11 protein-coding genes are annotated in these 23,362 nt (G+C 64.4%); 6 read left to right on the plus strand and 5 right to left on the minus strand.

Features of this window, described 5'->3' with window-relative positions; all coding sequences use genetic code 11:
* Positions 1-78 precede the first annotated feature (78 nt).
* Positions 79-1,617 (plus strand): hypothetical protein, encoded by a 1,539-nt coding sequence (locus ASG39_RS20565; RefSeq protein WP_244481283.1) that lies wholly within the window; start codon positions 79-81, stop codon positions 1,615-1,617.
* Between the two features lie 12 nt (positions 1,618-1,629).
* Complete coding sequence (locus ASG39_RS20570; protein ID WP_082477399.1) at positions 1,630-2,721, plus strand: glycosyltransferase; 1,092 nt, start codon at positions 1,630-1,632, stop codon at positions 2,719-2,721.
* A 51-nt stretch (positions 2,722-2,772) separates the two neighbouring features.
* On the opposite strand, the gene ASG39_RS20575 is transcribed toward ASG39_RS20570, so the two are convergent.
* The 3 genes from ASG39_RS20575 to ASG39_RS20585 form a co-directional block, all read right to left on the minus strand.
* Positions 2,773-3,699 (minus strand): hypothetical protein, encoded by a 927-nt coding sequence (locus ASG39_RS20575; protein WP_156468224.1) that lies wholly within the window; start codon positions 3,697-3,699, stop codon positions 2,773-2,775.
* A gap of 75 nt (positions 3,700-3,774) precedes the next feature.
* Positions 3,775-5,202, minus strand: a complete 1,428-nt coding sequence (locus tag ASG39_RS20580) for an undecaprenyl-phosphate glucose phosphotransferase (protein ID WP_062597051.1) — start codon at positions 5,200-5,202, stop codon at positions 3,775-3,777.
* A gap of 176 nt (positions 5,203-5,378) precedes the next feature.
* Positions 5,379-6,581, minus strand: coding sequence for a glycosyltransferase family 2 protein (locus ASG39_RS20585; RefSeq protein ID WP_062596826.1), 1,203 nt, complete (start codon positions 6,579-6,581; stop codon positions 5,379-5,381).
* Between the two features lie 309 nt (positions 6,582-6,890).
* Between ASG39_RS20585 and ASG39_RS20590 the strand changes: the two genes are divergently transcribed.
* Positions 6,891-7,685: a WecB/TagA/CpsF family glycosyltransferase gene (locus ASG39_RS20590; protein ID WP_062596827.1), complete on the plus strand. Its 795-nt coding sequence runs from the start codon at positions 6,891-6,893 to the stop codon at positions 7,683-7,685.
* A gap of 47 nt (positions 7,686-7,732) precedes the next feature.
* Here ASG39_RS20590 and ASG39_RS20595 read toward each other — a convergent pair whose 3' ends face one another.
* On the minus strand, positions 7,733-8,392 hold the full coding sequence (locus ASG39_RS20595) for a 4'-phosphopantetheinyl transferase superfamily protein (protein WP_062596828.1): 660 nt from the start codon (positions 8,390-8,392) through the stop codon (positions 7,733-7,735).
* Positions 8,385-13,031 carry a MupA/Atu3671 family FMN-dependent luciferase-like monooxygenase gene (locus ASG39_RS20600; protein ID WP_062596829.1) on the minus strand — a complete coding sequence of 1,549 codons (4,647 nt, stop codon included), beginning with the start codon at positions 13,029-13,031 and terminating at the stop codon, positions 8,385-8,387. Before ASG39_RS20600 ends, ASG39_RS20595 begins: the two co-directional genes overlap by 8 nt.
* A 290-nt stretch (positions 13,032-13,321) precedes the next feature.
* Between ASG39_RS20600 and ASG39_RS20605 the strand changes: the two genes are divergently transcribed.
* The 3 genes from ASG39_RS20605 to ASG39_RS20615 all read left to right on the plus strand — a co-directional run bounded on the left by ASG39_RS20605 (position 13,322) and on the right by ASG39_RS20615 (position 23,075).
* Entirely contained in the window at positions 13,322-19,855 is a 6,534-nt protein-coding gene (locus ASG39_RS20605) for a type I polyketide synthase (RefSeq protein ID WP_062596830.1), read from the plus strand.
* A 172-nt stretch (positions 19,856-20,027) separates the two neighbouring features.
* On the plus strand, positions 20,028-21,368 hold the full coding sequence (locus ASG39_RS20610; RefSeq protein ID WP_062596831.1) for an oligosaccharide flippase family protein: 1,341 nt from the start codon (positions 20,028-20,030) through the stop codon (positions 21,366-21,368).
* 189 nt (positions 21,369-21,557) lie between these two features.
* Positions 21,558-23,075 (plus strand): O-antigen ligase family protein, encoded by a 1,518-nt coding sequence (locus ASG39_RS20615; protein ID WP_165915137.1) that lies wholly within the window; start codon positions 21,558-21,560, stop codon positions 23,073-23,075.
* Positions 23,076-23,362: the final 287 nt, after the last annotated feature.

The following is a 23,362-nucleotide window of genomic DNA, read 5'->3' on the forward strand; positions in this document are numbered from 1 at the left end:
AGGAGAATGGTGGACCCCGTCCCTGCAAGAAGGCTGCGGAGACGCGATCCTGCAAGCGAACGTTCCCGGAGCTGATCGATGCATCGCCGAACCGCCCTGAAAATCCTGTCCGGCCTTGCCTTGCTGCCATCCGTGCGCGGTGTCGAGGCCTTCGCCAAAAGCGCGCCGCCGGCCGGCCGGCAGATCGGGATCAATCTGGCGGGGCTTTCCTACTGGGGCAACGAGCAGCCGTTCTCGAACCTGTCCATGGCGGCTTCCCCCTGGCGGATGCAGCCGGAGACGGCGCCCTTCAGCTGGACCTATCCGCTGCCGCCGATGACGGCGGAGAAATATCCCCTCTCGGTGCCGCGCGGCAGCTATCTGGAAACGTTTCTCATCCACACGCCGCATCGCGATCACCTGCCCATTGATCTCGTCGTGCAGTATGACGGAGACGGTCGCCTCGACTATACCGGTGCGGCCGTGACGAAGCGGCGCCGGGGCGAGGACGTCATCCGGGACCTGCGTCAGGGCGGCGCGATCTCCGCCCGGCTGGTTGCCACCGATGCCCGCGACCCGTTGCGCAACCTGCGGCTCTATCCGAAAAATGCGGTGCCGCAGGCATCCGAGACGTTTCGACAGCCGTTTCTCGACCGCTGGAAGCCGATGTCGGCCCTGCGCTTCATGGACTGGATGGACACCAACAATTCCAAGATCGTCAGCTGGTCGGACAGGCCCGCCTATGCCCGCTTCGGCCAGTCGGAAGGCGGCGTCGCGCTCGAATACATGGTGGAGCTTGCCAACACGCTGCGGATTGCGCCCTGGTTCACTCTGCCGCACAGGGCCGATGACGATCACGTGCGCCGATTTGCCGAGCAGGTGCGACGCGATCTCGACCCGGCGCTGCCGGTCTACGTCGAATATTCCAACGAGGTCTGGAACGGAATGTTCGAACAGGCCGCCTATGCGCGGCAGGAGGGTCTGCGCCGAAATCTGTCGGTCCACGATTTCGAAGCCCAGTTGCGCTTCTATGCGCAACGGTCGAGCGAGGTCATCGACATCTGGGAAAAGGCGTTCGGCAGCGACAAGGACAGGGTGCTCGGCGTCTACGCCTCCCAGGCGGGGATCGGATGGGCAAGCGAGACGATCCTGTCCTGGGGCAACGCCCGGAAACATGCCGACGTGCTGGCCGTCGCCCCCTATTTCGGCGGCTCCATCGGCTCGCCCGAACAGGCTGCCGCCGTCTCGCGCTGGACGCTGGACGAACTCTTCGAGGCGCTGGATGCCGATATCGACGGCGCGAACAAGGTGATGATCGAGACGCAGGCAAGCATTGCCAAAACCTTCGGCGTCGGCCTCGTCGCCTATGAGGGCGGGCAGCATCTCGCGGGCCATTCGGGCGTCGAAAACAACGAGAAGATCGACCAGCTGTTTCGCAGCGCCAACCGGGATCGACGGATGGCCGGACTCTACCGGAAGCATCTGAACAACTGGTGGGCGGCCGGGGGTCAAACCTACGTCCTCTACAATTCCATGGGCAGCTACAGCAAATGGGGTAGCTGGGGTCTGCTCGAAACCGAATCCTCCGCCGCGGACTCTCCCAAATGGGAAACGGTCAGGACCTTTCTTGAGGGGTAGGAGATCGACGCCATGACCACAGCCGGCTTTGTCGCCGATTGGGATAAGGAGCAAACGGGTTTGCAGGACGGACCCGGACCCGATGCCGCAACCGTCCCGACCGATGTCGCCGTGGTCGTGATCGGGCGAAACGAGGGCGCGCGCCTTATCGCCTGCCTGCGCTCGCTCGGGGCCTGCATCACGCGGACGGTCTATGTCGATTCCGGCTCGTCCGACGGGAGCGTGGCCGCGGCGCGCGACCTCGGCGCCACCGTCGTGCAGCTCGACATCACCACACCCTTCACGGCCGCGCGCGCGCGCAATGCGGGCTTTCAAGCCGCGATGGCGCGCTGGCCGGACACCGCCGTCGTCCAGTTCATCGATGGCGATTGCACGCTCGACGCGGGCTGGATCGGGACAGCGCGAGACTTTCTGCGCGATCGCCCGTCGGTCGCGCTCGTCTTCGGACGCCGCCGGGAGCGTTTTCCAGAAACATCCGTCTTCAACGCGCTCTGCGACCGCGAGTGGAGCGGCCCGCCGGGCAAGGCCTTGGAATGTGGCGGCGACATCCTCATCCGGGCCGATCTGTTCCGCCAGATGGGCGGCTATCGCTCCGACCTGATTGCCGGGGAGGAGCCGGAGCTTTGCGTGCGCCTGCGCGCCGCGGGCTGGAGCATCTGGCGGCTCGACTGCGAGATGACGCAGCATGACGCCGATATCCACCGGTTCGGCCAGTGGTGGCGCCGGGCCGTGCGCAGCGGCCATGCCTTTGCCGAAGTCGCCGGCCTTCACCGGCACGCCGAAAGCCGTATCTGGGGCCGCAGTCTCGGCCGCGCGATCCTGTGGGGCGGCGTCCTCCCGGGTTCGGCGCTGATCGGCGCGTTCGCCTTTCCGCCGGCGATCCTGCTGCTCGCGCTCTACCCGGCCCAGATCGCGCGCATGGCCTTGCGTCAGGAAGCGGTGAGGCGCTCTTCGGGGGGAACGCCAAGGGGGCCCTGGGCGCGGGTGCCCTGGCGCAATGCCCTGTTCGACATGCTCGGCAAGTTTCCCGAGTTCCAGGGCGCGATGACCTTCTACATCAACACGGCGCGCCGTCGCCGGCAGGCGATCATCGAATACAAATAGCGCCCGGCCACGTTGGCCGGGCAAGCGCCCCGCCCGCGCTTGGCGTCGCCGCTATCGGGCGATACCCGTCCGAGGCATGGCCGAGACGACCTCCCACACGATCTCCTGCATCCGCCGCGCGGCCTCGGGCGGCAGCGCTTCCGCAGGCGTGCCGTCATGCCGGTTGAGCTGGTATGCCAACCCGGTCGGGTCGCGATGGTAGAGCACGGCATAATGGGTGAGCGCGACGAGGTAGGCTCCGGCATCGTTGACGTGGATATCGTCGGAAAACAGTTGCTTGCGGTTGGTCAGGCCGGAAATGCGCCCCGCCTCGATCTCACGCACGACCTTTGCCATGACCTGGCCGGCCGGGATGATGTAGATGGCGGCGTCGGTGTCCGCTGCAACAAGCGCACGCCGCAGGATCTCGCCCTCCCACTGGCGGTGGAGATCCGTATCGAGGCGCATCAGCCAGCCGTCCGGATCGCTCAGCGCGTGCCATGTCTCGTAGAGGTAGACGCGGATCCGCTCGTTTCCGGCACGCGCCGCCATCGCCCAGCGGCGCGCGTAGTCCGGGCTATCGAAGTAGCGGATGGCATCGCGGATCTCGACCATCTCGGTCATGACGAAGGCATCGTATTCGCCGCTCGCGAGAGCCTCGTGCGGCGCGCGGTGGCGATTCGGGTCGTTCTCCTGGAAGCCGGCGATCGTGCCCTGCGGGTCCCAATGCGCCTTCAGGGTGGTTCCCCATCCGATCTGGCTCTCGTAGCGATGTCCCTCCGGCGCGAGCTGCGCCAGCATGGCGGGCATATCGCGGCCGACCAGACTGTGACCGAGATGGTAGACGCGCAGCGGCGTCTGCGGCGGTGCGAGCGGCTCGGCGTAGAGCGCCTCGAACTCCCCGAGACTCAGGCGCGCCGCCGCGTCGCTGCGCCCGAGAAGGCCCGTTGCCATGAACACGACGAGAGCGATCCGCCGCGGAAAGTCGCTTAATCTCATGGAACCCTCTTGGACATGTGTGGGGAAACGCCGCGACGGGACTGTGCTGCGGCCGAGGGTCGATCGAGATCGCTCTCAATAGGCTTTTGTCAGGTCGGGAACGACGATCACCGTCTTGAGGATGACCCACAGATCCAGCCAGATCGACCAGTTGTTGATGTACCAGAGATCGTGCAGGACACGCTCCCGCATCTTTTCGACCGTCGGTGTCTCGCCCCGGCAGCCGCTGACCTGCGCCCAGCCGGTGACGCCCGGCTTCACATGCTGCCGCATCGCATATTCGCTGATCAGGGCGTCGTAGAGATCGTCATGCGCGATGGCATGCGGACGGGGCCCGACGATCGACATCTCGCCCCGGAGCACGTTCCAGAACTGGGGAAGTTCGTCAAGGCTCGCCGCCCGGAGAAAGGCGCCGATCCGGGTGATGCGGGGATCGTTGCGGGTCGCCTGGCGGATGCCGGCGCCGTCTTCCATGACCCGCATGCTGCGGAACTTGAGAATCCGGAAGGCGTCGCCGCCGTAACCCTTTCTCGACTGCACGAACAGCACGGGGCCTTTGCTTTCCATCTTGATGGCGATCGCGATGAGGATCAGCACGGGCAGAAGCAGGATCAGCGCACTGAGAGAGAAGACGATGTCGAAGCACCGCTTCAGGCCGCGCTCCCATGCCGCAAGCGGTGGGCGCTGCGTCTGGAAGGCATGCACGCCGCCGATCTTCTGCGATTCCCCGGAAACGATGCCGCCGACGAAACTGTCGAAGATGACGTTGACCGCAAGCGGAAAGCGCCGCAACGCCGAGAGGTTGGATTCCATGTCGGCAACGGTGGCGCGTTTCCAGACCACCAGCACCTCGTCGACGTTGCCGATGCCGTTGCGCCGGAGAACGTCGCCGGTCAGGCCGCCGATCGAGGCTTCCTCGCAGACGGGCAGGACATGGGTGATCTCCATGCCCGACAGGCCGGCATGCCCGCGAAGCTGATCGACCTGGTAGGACTTCGGGCAGATCAGCAGAACGCGTCTGCGGCGGAACATCCCATGGGCGATCGAGCGAGCGGCATGCGCATACCAGAGATAGCGCGTGCCGAGCAGGCCGACCGTGGAAATGAAGGCGATGGTGATGATGGCGCCGCGCGAAATGGTGTCGCCGAGTTTCAGGAAGAAGATCACGGTCAGAAGGAAGCAGAGCACCGTCGTGATCAAAAGCACGACCAGCATGACCTGTCGTCGCAACTGCAGGATCTGCTGCGCGCTGTAGGCATGCACGCCGCTCATCGCGAGCACGAACATGGTGGAGGCCACCAATCCGATGCCGACATAGGGAGAGGGATCGTTGTAGGCACCGAACACGACATGCTCGTACAGCATGAACCCGAGCGTGCTCGAGATGAGCACGATGGCGAAATCGACGGCCGCGGCCATGTATTCGATGGCCCCGAAGCCGAGGCTCCGCCGTTTCCGCGATGTCGAATGATACGGGATCATATGCTCGTGCGGTAAGGTCATGACGGACTCCATTCCCATTTTGTTTTTCGCAGCAGGATCGGGACGAAGGACCAGACGTCGCGCTGATGCCCGGGTTCTGCTGCGTCTTGGTGTCGGGCGATGTGATCGACACGGATGCGAAGGCGTTCTTTTTCGAGCGGCGTAACCCTGCGTGAGACCGCGCCGCTCGATATGTCTCAGGACTTGCGGTCCGTTCGCACCCAGTCCGTGGGGCGTCTTCCCAGAAGCGCGCCGGGATAGCTGGCCATCTTGCGGACGACATAGACGGGAAGCCTGCCGAGGGCGCGCGCCGGCAGGGCCCTTTGCCCGTGCGCCTGCCAGGCTGCCAGGGTCGCCGCGCACAGCAAGGCGACGTTCACTGTGGCCAGCGTCAACGGCAACAGGCCGCTTCCGGAAAGCGCCACGACGGCACACGCGGCCCACACCATCGCCAGCACCAGCACCAGGAGTGTCAGCGGCGGAACCAACACGTCGAGCACCATGGCGACATAGGCCCGCTGCAAGACAAGGCGGACGTTCCGGAACGAACCGACGGCCGTCCCGATGATGGCGAGATGCCCGCCCTCCCAGCGCCGTCTCTGGCTGTCGAGGCCGCGTCGCGTCTGGGGAAACTGGCTGAGAATGACGGCATCGCGGCAGAAGCGCGGCGCAGAGCCCTGCCTTGCCAGATCCAGACCCAGCTTCATGTCTTCCACCAGATGCCCGTTCGCAAGGTCGGCCTTAGCGAGCACCGCCCAGGGAAATGCCATGCCGCTTCCCGTCAGCTGGCAGGGCAGGCCCAGTCTCGACAGGCCGAGGGGCCTGACGTGGTTCTTGACGGTGAAAGCGAATTCGGAGACGGCCAGATCGAGTTTGCCGAGGACGGGTGCCTGCATGAGGTAGCGGCCCTGTATCGGTCCTCCAGACGTCGCGGCCGCCTCTGCAAGCCGATCGAGAGCATGCGGGGCAAGCGTGCAATCCGCATCGACGATGATGACGACCGGCGGCGGTGCGGCGGAGAGGTGGGCGATGCCCGCACTGAGCGCATAGCCCTTTCCACGCCGCGTCGCATCGTGCCGCTCGACCACCTCGGCGCCGGCCTGCTGCGCAATGGCGGCGGTCCTGTCGGTGCAATTGTCCGCGACGACCACGAGCCGGTCGCCGGCCTGAAGCTGCCGGCCGATGCTGGCAAGCGTAGCGGCCAGGCCGTCTTCCTCGTCATGCGCGGGAACGAGGACCGCGAGGGCGACCTCTCTCTTGCCGGCCTCCTGTTCGCCCGGTGCGCGTTTGCGCGCCGGGCGAAGGCTGCCCGTGATGCATTCCACCGCGAAGATCACGGCCGGCACGCAGGCGAGCGCCGCCATGAACATGGCCGCCGACCAGAACGGATAGTGCAGCATGGACGGTCCTCCCCGTAGAATCACCCCGGCCCGTGGGTTCACCCTGGCCTCCGATGACGTCTGCAAGACTAGGGTCGGATCTCGAAAATGCTCAATGTCGCCGTCTACCGCCTTCGGATAGGCGCCCGTTAATCCTTTCGTAACCATAAGACCACCCGGAGGGCCGGCCATACACCCTAGGGATGCCGAGCGATCAATTGCTATGCCTGTAATTTTCCGCGCACATTCAAAAGCTAACGATAACAGGGTTTTATCGGTGACATCCTCTAAAGGGAGCGTCGAGCCCTCGATCTCTGGGAGGAGTAAGGCATGGCAATCGTGGAGCATACGGAGCTAAGACCCTTGCGCGGCCCTCTGGGACGACGATGCCGGTTTCTTGGCGCGCCGTTCGATCTCGTGCCCCGCGACAGGATCCTGGATCTCATCCGCAGCGCAGATCCCACCTCCAGATTTCGCTATGTGGTTACGCCCAATGTCGATCATGTCGTGCGATTGAACCGCGAAAGGGCGCTCGGGTCGTTTTACGATCAGGCATGGTTGTCTCTGTGCGATAGCAGGCCGATCCAGGCCATGGCGCACGCAACCTTTCTGAAGCTGCCCCTGATGACCGGTTCGGATCTGACGGTGCACCTGTTCAAGTCCGTCATCGAGCCAGGCGATCTCATCTCGGTCATAGCCGCCAACGAGGCCATCATGGTCGATCTCGCGGCGGCCTATCCCAACGTGCGTTTTCGTTCGCTCGTGCCGCCGCCGGACGTCTGGACGGATACCGCCGCGCTCGATGCCTGCGTCGATTTCGTCGCTGCCGGAGATGCGCGGTTCGTGTTCATCGCCATCGGCTCACCCCAGTCCGAGAAGATCGCGCACGCTTTGGCCAGCCGGAGCGAGGCAATGGGAATCGGGTTCTGTGTCGGCGCGGCACTGGAATTTCTCGTCGGGCGGAAAAGGCGCGCTCCCCTCTGGATGCAGCGGGCGGGCCTGGAATGGCTCCACCGCATGGCCTCCGATCCGAAGCGTCTGTGGCGCCGCTACGTCTATGCCGTCGTGCCGCTGGCCGGGCTGTTCTGGGGCGAAGTCTCAGGCCGACTGCCGACGCGGAACTGACGCGCCATCGACGCACTTGCCCGATATCGGCCATCGCAGTTCCAGCTTCAGCGGAGCGTGATGGCCGTGGCGATGTGATCGCGCGCGATCAGGAAGCGTCCAGCCAGTCTGTAACCGTCTGGAAACGGCCCGACAGCGGCCGTCGTTTCCGCCACGAAGCTTCCGTTGTCACAATCCAGATCGATACGAAATGCCTCGAACCCGAGAAACGTCCGGGTGAGGGGGTACTGGCATTTGTAGGCGCATTCCTTGGCGCTGAAGATCACCTTGAGCAACAGGCCCCGGCGCTCCGCCGGCATGCGCGCGAGCCAGTCGCGCTCGCTCGCGATGCAGATCTCCTCAGCATAGGATTCATCGAGCGGGGTCGCCTCCTCGATGTCGAGGCCGATCGAGCGAAAGCCGTCGGCCTTTGAGGCGAGCGCGACGCCGGCAAGGGTCTGCGAATGGCTGAGGCTTCCGACGATCCCGTCCGGCCAGACCGGTGCCCGGTCCGCGTCTGAGGGGATGGCGACCGGGCGAAGTCCGAGCTGCCCGAGAGCATGTCGCGCACAGGCTCGGCCTGCAAAGAACTCCGCCCGGCGTTTCGGCGCGGCGTTGCGCATGAGAGCGGCCTCCTCGGGAAAATCCCCGAAAGAGTATTCGCCGATCAGACCCTCGGACGTCGCGATCCGGGGGTCGAAGAGACTGCGGAAGAACGGTTCAGACAAGATCCCTCACGTGGCTCCGGCCCGCCGCGCCGCCGAAGGCCATCCGCCGGCGGGCCGCCCGGCTGGCGGCCTCCCCGAGGCGCTCGTTGGTCTTCTCGCCCCGATCGCCGATATGTTCGGCAAGGGCCGCGACGGTCGGAAACCGGAAGAGATCGGTGATCGTCAGATCCGGCGCGACGCCGGCCTTGAGCTCGCGATGAACCTTGATCGCCAGCAGCGAATGCCCGCCGAGCTTGAAGAAGCTGTCCGTGGTCCCGACCCGCTCGATATTCAGCGCCCGCCGGAAGATCTCCGCGATCGCCTGCTGCAACCCGTCAGCCGGGGGAACGAACCGGTCGGCGATGGCCGGGGTCTGGGCTATATCGGGCTTCGGCAGGCGCTTGCGGTCGATCTTGGCGTTGGGCGTCAGCGGAAAGGCGTCCAGGGTCACGAAATGCGCGGGGATCATGTAGTCCGGCTGTGTCCGGGCCAGATGCGCGCGTAGCGCGGCATCGGCAATCGGCACCGAGGTCCGCATGTAGGCGACGATGCGCACATCGTCGGCGGTATCCTCCCGCGTGACGACCACCGTTTCCAGCACGCCGGGGAAAAGCCCGATCTGGGCCTCGATCTCGCCAAGCTCGATGCGGTAGCCCCGAACCTTGACCTGATGATCGACGCGGCCGATGAAGTGCAGCACGCCGTCCTCTGCGAAGCGGACGAGATCGCCCGTCCGGTAGATACGTCCCTTTTCGAACGGGTTCGACAGGAAGCGCTCGCCTGTGAGCGCCTCGCGGTTGAGATAGCCGCGTGTGACGCCATCGCCGCCGATATAGAGTTCGCCGGCGGTTCCTGCCGGCACGGGCTGGCGGGCGGCATCGAGAACGTAGAGCTGGGTGTTTGCGATCGGATGGCCGAGCGGAACGGTTTCCTGCGTCGCGGCGGCGGGGAAGGTGGAGGACCAGATCGTCGTTTCCGTCGGTCCGTACATGTTGATCACCGGCGCGTCGGTCTCGGCCGCCAGGTCTCTGAGCAGCGATCCCTTCAGCGCCTCGCCGCCGATGAAGAGATGGCGAAGGCTGGCGAAGGCCGTGCGATCCTCCTCGCTCATCAGGAACATCCGCGCCATCGACGGGGTGCACTGCATGTGGGTTACCGCATGCGCCGCGATCTCCGCGGCAAATCCCTCGCCGATGTCGTCTTCCTGTGCCGCGCCGCGAACGATCGAGACCAGCGCCGCCAAGGGCTGCAGCCGGTCGAGCACGACCTGCTGCTCGACCCCGAAATCCACAAGGCATGCAATGTCGTCCACGCCGATGGCAAGCAGTTGATCGATGCGCAGCAGGGCATCGTCCACGGTGCCGAAGAGGCCGCTGTCCTCGAAATATCGGAGGAAGGCAAACTCAAGAATGGCGTCGAGTTCGTCCGGCGACACCGATTGCAGGTCGATATCGGCCGGCTGCGAAACGCCCTGCGGCTTCTTGAAGGCCGGGAACGCCCAGGCATACTGCTTGATCAGCGCCGCCGCACTTCGCAGATAGTCCTTCATCGGTTGGCGCGCCTGCGCCCGGACCTCTTCCCGGTCTTCGCCGAGAAGCGTGTGAAGCATGAGGGTGACCTTGTAATCGTCGGGATTACGGCCGGATTTGACCAGCTCCTCGCGATAGATGACGATCTTGTCCGCCAGTTCCTCCACCGTCTGGCCGAGAAGATGGGTCAGGACATTCGCGCCGACACGCGCTGCCTCGCGGTAGCTTTCCGGATTGCCGGCAGTCGTCAGCCACACCGGCAGCTCCTTCTGCAACGGTCTCGGATGCGTCGTGACGGCAACTTTCGTGTCACCAAGGGGGAATTCGACGCTCTCGCCGCGCCAGAGCCGGCGGACCTCGTCGATGCTGCGCAGCAGCGCGGCCTTGTTGTGCGGCGGCGCGTTCTCGGGGCGCAGAACGAAATCCTCCGGCATCCATCCCGAAGCCGCGGCGAGTGCAACCCGTCCCCGGCTGAGATTGTCCACGACGGCCCAATCCTCGGCGATGCGGGCGGGGTGATGCAGCGGAAAGACGCAGCTTCCCGCCCGGATGGACAGGTTTTCCGTCACGGCGGCCACGGCCGCGCCCGTCACGGCCGGGTTCGGATACGAGCCGCCGAAGGCATGAAAATGCCGCTCCGGCGTCCAGACCGACTGAAAGCCGTTTCGGTCGGCAAATTTGGAGCCCTCCAGCAGCAGCCGGTAGCGCTCTCCGTCCACGCCGGCATCGTGGCCCCAGTAGAACAGGCCGAAATCCAGCGGCCGGCCGGCGCGCGAACGCCGCGTCTTCGCGGCCGTGCCCTTTTGTCGACGGTTCGCATGCACGACCACCTTGAAGCCGGTCGCCAGCGTCCAGAAGAGTTCCAGCACGGAAATGTCGAAGGACAGGCTCGTGACCGCGAGCCAGACGTCGCGGTCGCGTCCCGACCGCGGGATGACATCGTCCATGCCGGCAAAGAAGTTGACGACGTTGCGATGCTCGACCATGACCCCCTTGGGCTTGCCTGTCGAACCGGAGGTATAAATCACATAGGCAAGGTCGCCTGCCGTGACCCCGGACGCGAGCCGTCCGTCGTCGCCTGTCTCCTGCCGTTCGGCCAGGCAATCCTCGATGAACAGCGTCTTGTGGCGCTCCGGGGTGAGGGCGTCCGAGAAGGTGCCGGCAACGCTTCGCTCTGTCAGAATGACCTTCGCCTTGCTGTCTTCCACCATATCGGCCAGGCGCTCGATCGGGAAATCCGGGTCGAGCGGGACGTAGGCGCCGCCGGCCTTGAGCACGGCAAGGGCCGCGACCACGAGATCGAGCGAGCGTGAAACATGGAGGCCGACCAGAACGTCCGGCCCGACGCCACAGGCGGCGAGCGCATGCGCGATGCGGTTTGCGCGTTGATCCATCTGGCGGAACGTGAGCGACCGGCCGCGAAATGCGATCGCTTCCGCGTCCGGCTGCGCATCGACCTGCCGTTCGATCAGGTGGTGAACGCAGACATCCCGGTCGTAATCGCGCTCTGTCCGGTTCCAGCGCGTCACGATCTCGTGCTGTTCCTCTTTCGACATCAGCGGCAACGCGCCTACGGGGCCGGTGCTGCCCTCAAAGGCTTCGGCGAAGATCGCAAACCGCGCGGCGAGCTGCGCCGCGGTGGCATCGCTCACGCGGTTGCGGTCGTGCAGCAGCCGCAGCGTGCCTTCGGAGACGACGAAGGTGACCGCGCAGGCCTCGATCGGTGTCACGGCCGCTGCCGGCTCGATCTCCGCAAGGCCGAAGGACAGGATCGGGTGCCGGAGACCGGGAACCCGCTGAACGAGATCGATCGCGAAGGCGCCGGCCGTCGCCAGCCGATCCCTCGAAGTGCGGATCTGGTGCGCGAGATCCGTTACCGGAGCGTCCTCGGGCGCGGAGATGCGCAAGGGAACGGCTGCCGTGAAAAATCCGGGATGGCTGTCCTGGAGCGTCTGCAGCGCCGGACCGCGATAGGCGATATCGAACGCCGTCTGTCCGGACAGTCGCGCCAGAAAGGCACCGATGACGGAGGCCGCATCGCCCGGCATCATGGCTGCGGGCAGATTGAGCGTCAGCACCTGAATGTCGGCAGCCCGGCCGTCTTCGGCCATGCGGATACCGTCGGTTTCGATATCGATGATTTCCAGCAACTGCCGGCGCCAACCCGGCTCATGACGGGCAATGGCCTCGACCGCCTCCGACAGGGATTGCGCCTCCTCCTCGCTCATCAGCGGCAGAACCATGCCGGGCCGCAGGACATCCGAAAGCTTGTCATCACGGCCGGCCGCAAGAGTCGCGCCTTCAACCAGGACCGGGCGATCGCCAGTGCCGATCGTCACCCCCTGAGGGCCGACGGTCATCACCAAGCCTGCCGGCTCTGAGGGAAGATGCGACAGGATCTCGAAGCGGGTGACGGCAAACAGGCCGCTGCCGGTGCGGATCTTGGGAAGCGCAAGCGGATTGACGTAGCCGGCGCCGAAATCGAGCGCGCGCACGATGCGCGACAGTGCGTCGGCACTCTGGTCGAACCGGAGGGTCGCGGCCGCGCTGGGACGGCGGTTCCGGCCGTAATAGCGTCTCTGCGAAATGTCCTGCGGCTGCGGGCGCAGCATATCCTGTTCGATCTGCTGCAGGACCGTCGCGAAGCTCTTGATGCCGGCCTCGAAACATTTGCTGTTCAAGGTCAGGGCCGTCTCGTCGGCGCTGATCTCGAACGTTTCTGCGGCATAGACGTCACCTTCGTCGATGCCGCTCGTGATCGCATGCCATGTCACGCCGTGGCGGGGTTCGTCCTCGAGAATGGCCCAGGACGGCGTGTTCAGCCCTGCGCGCGCGGGGAGTGGCGCGTCGTGGAAGTTGATCGCGCCAGACCGGGCCTTCCGCCAGACCGCCTCGGGGATCACCCGGAGATTGGCGATGCTGAACAGCCAGCCGTAATCGAGGCCGGCAAGCGCTTCGGCGAAACCGTGGGTCGGGTCGATCGTCCGGATCGCCTGCCGCTCGGCCCAGTCGCGCACGCGCGGGTTCGCGGTGGTGATGACGGCAATGGCATGACCGCGTCCGAGCAGAATTTCGGCGCACTGCACCAGCAGCAATTCGTCGCCGATCAATGCACAATCAACACGCGTCATGAGGTCACCTCGCAGTTAAGAACAGGATTATTCCAACCGTTGCGCGCCCAATTATCAAGTTCTGGCAAAGCACCCGTTCGGGTGTGTTTCCCCCTTCGATCACCCAACGGACATCCCCTTGCAGATGACGCCACATCCCTTTGGATGAGGGTGTCTTCAGAAGGTGTACTTGAGATCGCAGACGGTAAGGGGAAAATCACGAGGTGAACGCGGGTGGGGTCCGCGCGCTGCACGTGCCGTCATGGCCGCGCTCGGTCATTCTTCCCCTCGGTGTTGATAGTAGGGTCCAGATGCTGGAAAATTCGTCTCAAATCGGTCCTTGTGACATCGCGATCGTCGGCATGGCGCTGAGGGTGCCCGGCGCCCGGACGACAGCGGAATTCTGGCAGAACCTGCGCAATGGCGTGGAAAGCGTGCGCACGCTTTCGGCGGACGATCTGGCCGAGGCGGGCGAGGATCCGGAGCGGATCCACCATCCGAACTATGTCAAGCGGACGGCGGATCTCCCCGATATGGAGATGTTCGACGCCGAGTTCTTCGGCATGAGCCCCAAGGACGCCGCCATCATGGACCCGCAGCATCGCCAGTTTCTGGAATGCGCGTGGGAGGCGATGGAGGATGCGGGCAGGACGCCGGACCGCGAAACCGGGCCGGTCGGCGTCTTTGCCGGATGCGGCATGGGCAGCTATTTCTACTTCAACATCTGCAGCAACCGCCAGTTGGTCGATCAGGTCGGCATGTTCCTCCTGCGCCATACCGGCAACGACAAGGACTTCCTGGCGACGCGCGCATCCTATCTCTTCGATCTGCACGGGCCGAGCATCAACATCCAGACCGCGTGCTCGACGTCGCTCGTCGCCGTTCACTACGCCTGCCAGAGCCTGATCAACGGCGAAAGCGACATGGCGCTCGCGGGCGGCGTCACGATCGAGATGCCGCATCGCCGCGGCTACATGTTCAACGAAGGCGAAATCCTGTCGCCCGACGGACATTGCCGGCCGTTCGACCATCGCGCCGCCGGAACCGTATTCGGCAGCGGCGCCGGGGTCGTCGTACTCCGCCGGCTCTCGGACGCGATCAGCGAAGGCGACATCATTCATGCGGTCATCAAGAGCACGGCGGTCAACAATGACGGCGCCGGCAAGTCGGGCTATCTCGCCCCGAGCGTCGAAGGGCAGGCCGAAGCCATCATCGAGGCGCAGGGCCTCGCCGGCATCGATGCGGCGTCTATCCAGTATGTCGAATGCCATGGCACCGGGACCTACCTCGGAGATCCCATCGAGATCGCGGCCCTGACGCAGGCGTTCCGGCAGAGCACCGACCGCTCCGGCTTCTGCCGCGTGGGATCGGTCAAATCCAATATCGGACATCTCGACACCGCGGCCGGCGTGGTGGGTCTCATCAAGGTTGCGCTGTCCCTGAAACATGGCGAGATGCCGCCGACCCTTGGCTTCGAGAAGCCCAATCCGTCGATCGATTTCGCGGGAAGCCCCTTCCTCGTCAACGACAAACTGTCGAAATGGCCGCAGGTCCAGGGTCCGAGACGCGGCGCCGTCAACTCGCTGGGTGTCGGCGGCACGAATGCGCACGCCATCCTCGAGCAGGCCCCCATTCCCGTCGCGGCACCCGGCACGCAGGCAGGCGACCATCCGCTGGTTCTGATGCTGTCGTCGCGCCATCGGAAGGGCTTGGACCGCGCGCGGGCGCAACTGGCGGCCCATCTCTCCGGTCAGCCGGCGCAGGCTCTCGCGGATGTCGCCTACACGCTGTTCCACGGACGCCGGCATTTCGAGCACCGGCTGGTCGTGGCCGTCGAGGGCCGGGACGATGCGATCGCGACGCTGTCCGATCCGGCGCCGAGCCGAACCTTCGTTCACACGCCGGTCGAGGCTGTGTCCGGTGCGGTGTTCCTTTTTCCGGGCGGCGGCGCGCAGCATCCGGGCATGGCGCGGGCGCTCTACCGTGCGAATGCCGATTTCCGCGCCCATGTCGATGAAGGTCTGTCCTATCTGACCGCGGCGGCGGCGTCCGAAGTGCACCACGCCTGGCTGGCGGAGGAGGCCGATCCCGTCTCGTTCCTGCGTCCCTCCGTGCAGTTGCCGGCGATCCTGATCGTCGAAGTCGCCATTTCCCGCCTCTGGATGTCGTGGGGCGTGATGCCGAAGGCCCTGATCGGCCACTCCATGGGCGAGAACGCCGCGGCTTGCGTCGCGGGCGTTCTGTCCTATCGCGATGCCGTCAATCTCGTGCGGTTGCGCGGCGAACTGTTCGACACGGTGGAAGCCGGCGGCATGCTGAGCGTTTCGCTCGATGCGGAGGACCTTGTCAAGCTGCTCCCGCCGACGCTCGACATGGCGTCGGTCAACGCGCCGGGTCTCTGCGTCGTGTCAGGACGAGATGCCGATCTGGAAGCGTTCGGTGCGGTTCTTGCGCAACGCGGCGTGGATACATCGCGCATTCCCATCAACATCGCGGCGCATTCCCGCATGCTCGCCCCGATCCTCGGGCGGTTCGAAGCGTTTCTCAGAACGCTCGTCTTGCGTCCGCCGGCCATTCCGGTGATGTCCAACAGAAGCGGGACCTGGCTGACCGCGCGCGAGGCGACGGATCCCCTCTATTGGGTCGGACATCTCCGTTCGACCGTCGAGTTCGCGACGGGCATGGCGGCACTGGCGCAGGATCCGGGCCGGATCTACATCGAGGTCGGCCCGGGACGCACCCTCTCGTCGCTTGCCAAGGCGCAGGGCGGGATCGACGCCAACCGGGTCATCAACACGCTGCCGCATGCGAGCGACCTCACCGACGACCGGCTGCATTTTCACGCAGCTCTCGGTCGCGCCTGGGCGACCGGGCTGCCGGTGACGATCGATGCCCTGTGGCAGGACAGCGCGCCGCGACGCGTATCGCTGCCCACCTATGCGTTCGAACACAAACGCTATTTCATTGAGCCGGCAACGCAGAGCGCCGGCCGCAAGGATGTGGCGCTCGTCAAGAATGCCGATATCGCAGACTGGGGCTATCGTCCTGCCTGGAAGAAGTCGGTGTCCAACTTCATCGACGGGGCGCCGACCCCGTCGGGCCCGTGGCTTGTCTTTCTCGATGAGGCCGGTCTCGGCCGCAGCCTCGTGGATAGGTTGCGGACGGGCGGCGCACGCGTCGTCACCGTCACGCTGGCGGACACCTTCGCCCGCCGGAGCGCCGACGATTATGTTCTCTGCGCCGAAATGGGGCGGCCGGGCTACGACGCTCTCATTGCCGGCCTTGCCGGCGACGGCTGCCTTCCCTCGAACATTGTACATCTGTGGCTCGTGACCCGTGAGGACCGCTTCCGGCCCGGCTCGAACGTCTTCCATCGCAATCAGGAATGCGGGTTCGACAGTCTTCTGTTTCTGGCGCAGGCCCTCAGCGAGGGCGGCAGCACGTCCGACATCCACATGACGGTCGTCACCAACGGCATGCAGCGTGTGGGCCCCGAACCCGTGCCCTATCCGGAAAAGGCGACCGTCCTCGGACCGGGCCTTGTCATTCCCAAGGAGCTGAACGGTGTCACGGTCAAGCTCGTGGATGTTCAACTGCCCTTCGGGGAAACATCCGCGCCCAAGACGTTCTTTGGGCAGCCGCGCAAACCCGTGGCTGCCGACGCGCCGCCCGCCTTGCTTGTCGAGCAGTTGTGGGAAGACATTCTGGCGGCGCCGGCCTGCGAGACTGTCGCGTACCGGCAGCATCATCGCTGGTCGCGCGTCTACGAGAAGATGTCGCTTGCGGCCGGCGAAGGGCTCGGCTCGGACTTCCGTCGCCGGGGCGTCTATTTCTTCACCGGAGGTCTCGGGGACATCGCCCTCGTTCTGGCCGGCGATCTCGCCGACCGCTATCAGGCCCGTATTGTTCTGACCGGACGGCTGGAGCTTCCGCCCCGGGAGACCTGGACCGATTATGACCGTCTTCACGGGCACGACGCCATCCGGCGCGCGACCTCGGCGATCCGAAAGATCGAGCAACGCGGTGGCGAGGTTCTCTATATCAAGGCCGACGTCACCAATCCGGAGGAGATGAAGCAGGCGGTAAGCCTCGCGCTCGCCCGGTTCGGCGAGATCAACGGTGTCTTCCACGCGGCAGGCCTCGTGGACGATGCCCCGCTCCAGGTGAAATCCGAGGACAGCATCAAGCGCGTCCTGGCACCGAAACTGCTGGGAACCACCGTTCTGGACGACGTTTTCCGGGACGTGTCGCTCGATCTCGTCATTCTGTTCTCCTCGACCAGTACGGACACCGCTCCGGCCGGCCAGGTGGATTACGTCGCGGCAAACGCCTATCTCAACGCCTATGCGGAGAGCATGTCCGACATTTCCGGTCGCAGGACCCGCGCGATCCATTGGGGTATCTGGAACGATGTCGGGCTCGCCGCGCGCGCGGTGGGATCCGAAATGCGCGATCTCGATCTTATTCCGGTCGCCGGTCCGGCTGAGGGCCCGTGCTTCGAGGGATGGACCGAGGACGAGCAGGGCCGGCCGTGGCTGACGCTCGGTCTCAGCCCGCAAAGCCACTGGATGCTGGACGAGCACCGCCTGACGAACGGCCAGGCCGTTCTTCCGGGAACGGGCTATATCGAGCTTATCCTTCAGGCGGCGCGCGAATACGGGCTTGCGCTGCAGCTCGACATTCGCGACCTCATGTTCCTGAAAGCGCTTCTGGTAGACGATCGCGCGCCGACGGAGCTTCGCGTTCGGCTCGCGCCGCGCACGGGCGGATACCGGGCGGTGGTGACGGCGAGGTCTTCCGCAGACCAGCCGTTCGAAACCTATGCAGAGGCCGTTCTGGTGACGCGATCGGGCGCCGTATCGCCCGTGCTGGACATTCCCGGCCCCTCGATGGACGGCATGGTGCGCCAGGTGGCGCACCCCGGCGCCACGCTCGTCTCCGCACAGGCTGAGAACATTCGCTTCGGCCGGCGCTGGGACGTGCTGAAATCGCTGACGCTCGGAAGCCGGGAGGCCATCGCGGAACTCGAACTGGACGTCGCCTATCGGTTGAGCGACGCGCAGACATTGATGCATCCCGCCCTGCTCGACATCGCCACCGGCTATGGGATGGCGCTGGTTGGAACGCCGGATCGCGCTGCTCGCCTCTGGGTGCCGATGACCTACGGCTTCATCACCGTTCATAAACCTTTGCCGGCATCCATCGTCAGCCGGGTGCGCCTGTCGGACGTGAACGAATTCGGCGCGGGATATGCCGTCTTCGACGTCCTGATCACCGAGCCTGACGGAGACCCCGTGCTGGAGATACGCCGCTTCGTCATGAAGCAGCTCGAGGATCGGACCATGCCGGCACCGGTGCGTCACGAGAGCGCGGTCGAAAACCCGGCCGCATCGCAAGGCCATCTGTCGCCCGCCTTGCTGCGGCTCAGGGTGCAGACGAGCCTCGGGATCATGAAGACGGAGGGTTTCGACGCTCTTTTGCGGGCGCTCGCGACGAATGAGATCCAGCCGGTCATCAGCTCGATCGACCTTCAACGCCTGCGCGAGAATGCGGCTGTTGCCGCGCGGAAGGACGCTCCCACCGAGAGCGGCTTCCAGAGGCCCGATGTCGACACCGGTTACGTCGCACCCCGCGATCCCGTGGAGGAAACCATCGCAGGATACTGGCGCGAGCTTCTGGGTGTCGCCCAGATCGGCGTGGACGACAACTTCTTCGAACTCGGCGGGCATTCGCTCATCGCGGTTCGCCTGTTTCGGATGATCAAGACGGGCTTCAGCGTCGATCTCCCTATTTCCGTTCTGTTCGAGGCGCCGACGATCGCCCGCTGCGCGGACATCGTCCGCGCGCAGATGAAGCCTGGAGAGACCGACGCTCCGGCGTCCGAAAGCGTCGACGCGCTTCCGGCCGCAAGGCCGCAATATGTCGTGGGGATGCATTCGGGTCCCGGCCGGAATGCGGGCCCGGGTCAGGCCGCACAACCCCTTTTCATCTGTGCGGGCATGTTCGGCAACGTGCTCAATCTTCGTCACCTCGCCGCCATCCTCGGTGCGACGCGGCCGGTCTACGGGCTGCAGGCGAAGGGGCTGTTTGGCGATCAGGCGCCGCATGAATGCTTCAAGGAGGCGGCGCGCGATGCGATCGCCGAGATCCGCGCCGTCCAGCCGGCCGGTCCCTATCTTCTCGCCGGTTATTCCGGCGGCGGACTGGCAGCGCTCGAAATTGCCCGGCAGTTGCAGGCGGCCGGTGAAACGGTGTCGCATGTGGTGATGCTGGACACGCCGCTGCCGACGCAACCCGGTCTTTCGGTTCGCGACAAGCTGCATATGAAGCTGCAGGATATCCGGCGGCACAAGGGAAGGTTCCTCACGACATGGCTCGGCGACCACGCCGCCTGGAAGCTGGAACAGCAGCGCAAGAAAGATGCGGAAGGGCAGGGGCTGCCGGCCGAGGCGTTCAACAACGAGCGGATCGAAAGCGCCTTCCGTCGCGCCTTGCTGCGCTACGAGCTGAACCGATATGACGGCTCGGTGACGCTGCTGCGCCCGAAGCCTGCCGTCCACTATGTGCTTCCCGGCCGCCGGCGTCTGAACGCGACGCGCGACACCATTCTCGACGACAATGGCTGGACACCCCATATCGACCGCCTGAGCGTCATAGAGGTGCCTGGGGATCACGACAGCATGGTGCTCGAGCCCTATGTTCGCGTCCTTGCCGGACGGATGCGCGCCGCGATTTCAGAAGCCGAAGCCGGGACTGTCGGTGCGCAGGCAGGCATCGCCGTTGCAGCCGAGCCTGTCGGCCCGGATGTGCGGCAGGCCGAACCCTTTGTCTCGCAGCTCGCATGAGGTTCAGGAACGCGTCTTGCGCAAGGGTCCGTTACACCAGCTTGATTGAGGACAGCATGGAGGCTTCCGCGTCTTGACCGTTCCTCAAGCCATGGATGGAGCAGGCCCTTTCAGGCCGGCGAAACCACCCGCAGATCCAGCGACGACATCGCACCGCACCGGCTTCCGGGCCGTGGTCCTGCGCGCGAGCGGGTGGTCTATGGGCGGATACGTGCTCGGGCAGATCCTGCGGATTCTCTCGAACCTGGTCTTGACCCGGTTGCTCGTGCCTGAAGTCTTCGGCGTCATGGCCGTTGCGACGATGGTTCTCGTCGTCATCACGCTGCTGTCGGATGTCGGCCTTCGGCAGGCGGTGATCCAGAGCCCCAACGGCAATGTCCAGTCCTTCCTCGACACCGCCTGGACGCTTCAGATGGTCCGTGGCGTCCTGATCTGGCTGATCTGCATCGGTGTCGGAATCGCCATCGATCAGGCCAATGTCTACGGGCTGACGACGGGCGGGGTGTACCAGTATCCGGATCTCTCCCTGATCATCGGCGCTGTCGGCTTTGCCGCCGTCATCATGGGCTTCCAATCCACCAAGGCGATAACGCGCGCCCGCAACCTGGATCTGTCCCGACTGACGATCATCGAGTTCATCGCGCTTGTCATCAGCCTCGTCGTCGCCATCCTGCTCTGCTGGGCGACGGGATCGATCTGGTCCTTCGTCATTTCCAGCTGGGTGAATGCCCTAGTGCTCACCGTCCTCAGCCACACCAGCCTGCCGGGCACCAACAATCGCGTCCATATCGACCGGAAGGCGCTGGGCGAGATGATGAGCTTCGGCCGGTGGATCATGCTCGCATCGACCTTCAGCGTGCTCGCGGCCAATGGCGACCGCCTTCTGCTGGCAGGCTGGGTGACGCCCACGGTGCTGGGCTTCTATGTCCTGGCGTTCAATCTCGTCGCGATGATCGAGGGCGCGGGCGGGCGGCTGTTCTCAGCCGTCGCAACACCGGCCCTCAGCCGGGTGGCGCGGGAAACCCCGGAGCAGATCCGCAAGGTCTACTATAACTTCCGCCTGCCCTTCGATCTCTTCTTCGTCGGCAGCGCCGGCGCCCTTTACGGCGGGGGCAGGGCGATCATCGATCTGCTCTACGATCATCGCTATGCCGAGGCGGGGTTGATTATCGAAATCCTGTCCTTCAGCCTGCTCGTCACCCGGTTCGGCGTCGCGTCGTCGGTCTATCTGGCGGCCGGCCGGCCGCAGAACCTGACGATCCTGAGCTTCGTCAAGACGGCGGCGCTCTTTACCCTCGTGCCGCTTGCCAATTGGTTGTTCGGCTTCGAAGGTGCATTGTGGGCGATTGCCCTGCACGGCGTTCTCACCCTGCCGATCCTTCTGTATTTCAACATTCGCTACCGGCTGAACAGCGTGAAGTTCGAGTGCGTGATCCTTCTGGCATGGCCGGTTGGCTATCTTGTCGGACACGCGTTCGAAATGCTGGTCAGGCACGTCTCCTTCGTGCTGTGAGCCCGGAACGCGCCCCTCGATCGTTCAGGCTTACGCCTTATGGCGGAGGGGTAACCCCGAGTCATCTACCTGAACGGTTAAGTTGTCGTGTGCCGGCGTACCCAATAACCTCTTAACGGACGAGGGCGGGGGCTTAAAGCTGCCCACTCCGGGACAATGGCCGCGCATGTCGGCCGACATGGGGCCAATATGCCGGAATATATCAAGGCGCTGATCTTTGTCGTCGTCGTCGCGATACCCGCCTTCATGGTCGGGCGGCGCGCGGTCAACGGGATGATCCCCGAGGCTGAATTTTCTCTCTGGCGCAATGTCTGGATGGCGACCGTGGTCGTCGTCTTCACGTCGGGAAACTTCGTTCTCTTCTCGCTGTTCCTCGCCCTGCTCGCCATCGTCCTCCATCGCGATCCGACGAAGCCTGTCTACTTCTACGTGATGCTGCTGTTTGCGGCGCCGGCCATCGACATCACCGTCAGCCTGCCCGGCTTGATGAACAAGATTCTCGATTTCAACCCGGCCCGGATACTGGCGTTGGTCTTCCTGCTGCCGACGGCCATCGCGCTGATGCGCAAGGATCGTCCGGGCCCGATCAGCACGACGGACAAGCTGGTCATCCTCTTTGTCGGCCTCATCTGCGTGCTGGCGTTTCGCAGCGGCGACGTCACCGTCGGTATCCGCACCTGCGTGATCCATGTCCTCGATATCGTGCTGCCCTATTACGTTTTCAGCCGGGCGCTGACGAGCTTGGACGATGTCCGTAAAGCCATGCTGGCGCTGGTGGTGGCGTCGCTGCCTCTGGCCTTGGCCGCGGTGGTCGAGATGGGCAAGACCTGGCGCCTCTACAACAGCGTCATCGACCAGTGGGGCGTCCACCTGATCGCGCCCTACCTGTTCCGTGACGGCCAGCTGCGCGCCGCCGTCACCGCAATCGAGCCCATCGGTCTCGGTGTCGTCTTCGTTGCCGCGGGCGGATGCCTCCTCGCAACGATGCGCCATAGATTGTCCAGCGTCGTCGTGCTCGCGGCCCTCTGCATCATTCTCGCAGGCCTCTATGCGAGCGTCTCCCGTGGACCATGGCTCGGCTTTGCCATGGTGGTGTTGATTTCGATCACCATATCGAGACGTGGCCTCGTCAATCTGTCGGTGGCCTCCGTCGCGGGGTTGGTCGTGATTTCCGCACTGATGCTGACGCCAGCCGGGGAGCGGGTCTACCGGCTCTTGCCTTTCGTCGGTTCCGTCGACGTGGAGACCTCCGATTATCGCGTCATGCTGATGGAAAACTCCCTGATCGTCATCGAGCGATACCCGCTTTTCGGTTCGGACGACTATCTCGCGGAACCGGAGATGCAGAAGATGATCCAGGGGCAAGGCATCATCGACATCGTCAACTCCTACATCGCGCTGGCGCTGGGCTATGGCCTTGTCGGCCTGTTCCTGTTTGCCATGATCTTCGGCACGATCGTCTTTAATCTTCTGCGCGCGTGTTTTTCCGAAGAAACGCCTACCCTCAATATCAATGCATTACTCGGCACGATGGTGGCGTTGCTGATCACCATCGGAACGACCAGCGGCGTATCCGTCATTCCCTATATATATTGGACGCTCGCAGGCATCAGCGTGGCCGTGTTCAGAATCCTCCGGTCGGAGAAGCGCGAGGACTGGACGGCAGCGGCCCCCTCTCGCATGCATATTCTCGGACAGTCGGTTTAGCGTGCGGGGACATGCTGCGGAATGACTCTTCGCTGCATGAAGGTTAGATGAATTCCAATCAAAATTCCGTGAAATCAAAAAAAGATTCTGCAAATGACAATACGATTCCGGCAAATTAAGAGGAAAAGCTGATGCCGCGTTGATTAAAATTGCTTTTATTCTGTAGGTTATGTGTTAAAGTCGGGATACTTGATTAAGAGGGGCAATAGACGCCCGGGTTTCCGGATCTATACGTAAAAGCTCAGACTGCATACATATATTAATTCAGTAAAATCTAATTTATAGGT

It is taken from the genome of Rhizobium sp. Leaf371 (genome assembly GCF_001424045.1).
GTDB lineage: Bacteria > Pseudomonadota > Alphaproteobacteria > Rhizobiales > Rhizobiaceae > Ferranicluibacter.

Bases quoted from the DNA above. Each gene is read 5' to 3' on its own strand.
- ASG39_RS20565 (WP_244481283.1), top strand. From the start codon at position 79: ATGCATCGCCGAACCGCCCTGAAAATCCTGTCCGGCCTTGCCTTGCTG.
- ASG39_RS20570 (WP_082477399.1), top strand. From the start codon at position 1,630: ATGACCACAGCCGGCTTTGTCGCCGATTGGGATAAGGAGCAAACGGGT.
- ASG39_RS20575 (WP_156468224.1), bottom strand. From the start codon at position 3,699: ATGAGATTAAGCGACTTTCCGCGGCGGATCGCTCTCGTCGTGTTCATG.
- ASG39_RS20580 (WP_062597051.1), bottom strand. From the start codon at position 5,202: ATGACCTTACCGCACGAGCATATGATCCCGTATCATTCGACATCGCGG.
- ASG39_RS20585 (WP_062596826.1), bottom strand. From the start codon at position 6,581: ATGCTGCACTATCCGTTCTGGTCGGCGGCCATGTTCATGGCGGCGCTC.
- ASG39_RS20590 (WP_062596827.1), top strand. From the start codon at position 6,891: ATGGCAATCGTGGAGCATACGGAGCTAAGACCCTTGCGCGGCCCTCTG.
- ASG39_RS20600 (WP_062596829.1), bottom strand. From the start codon at position 13,031: ATGACGCGTGTTGATTGTGCATTGATCGGCGACGAATTGCTGCTGGTG.
- ASG39_RS20605 (WP_062596830.1), top strand. From the start codon at position 13,322: ATGCTGGAAAATTCGTCTCAAATCGGTCCTTGTGACATCGCGATCGTC.
- ASG39_RS20615 (WP_165915137.1), top strand. From the start codon at position 21,558: ATGCCGGAATATATCAAGGCGCTGATCTTTGTCGTCGTCGTCGCGATA.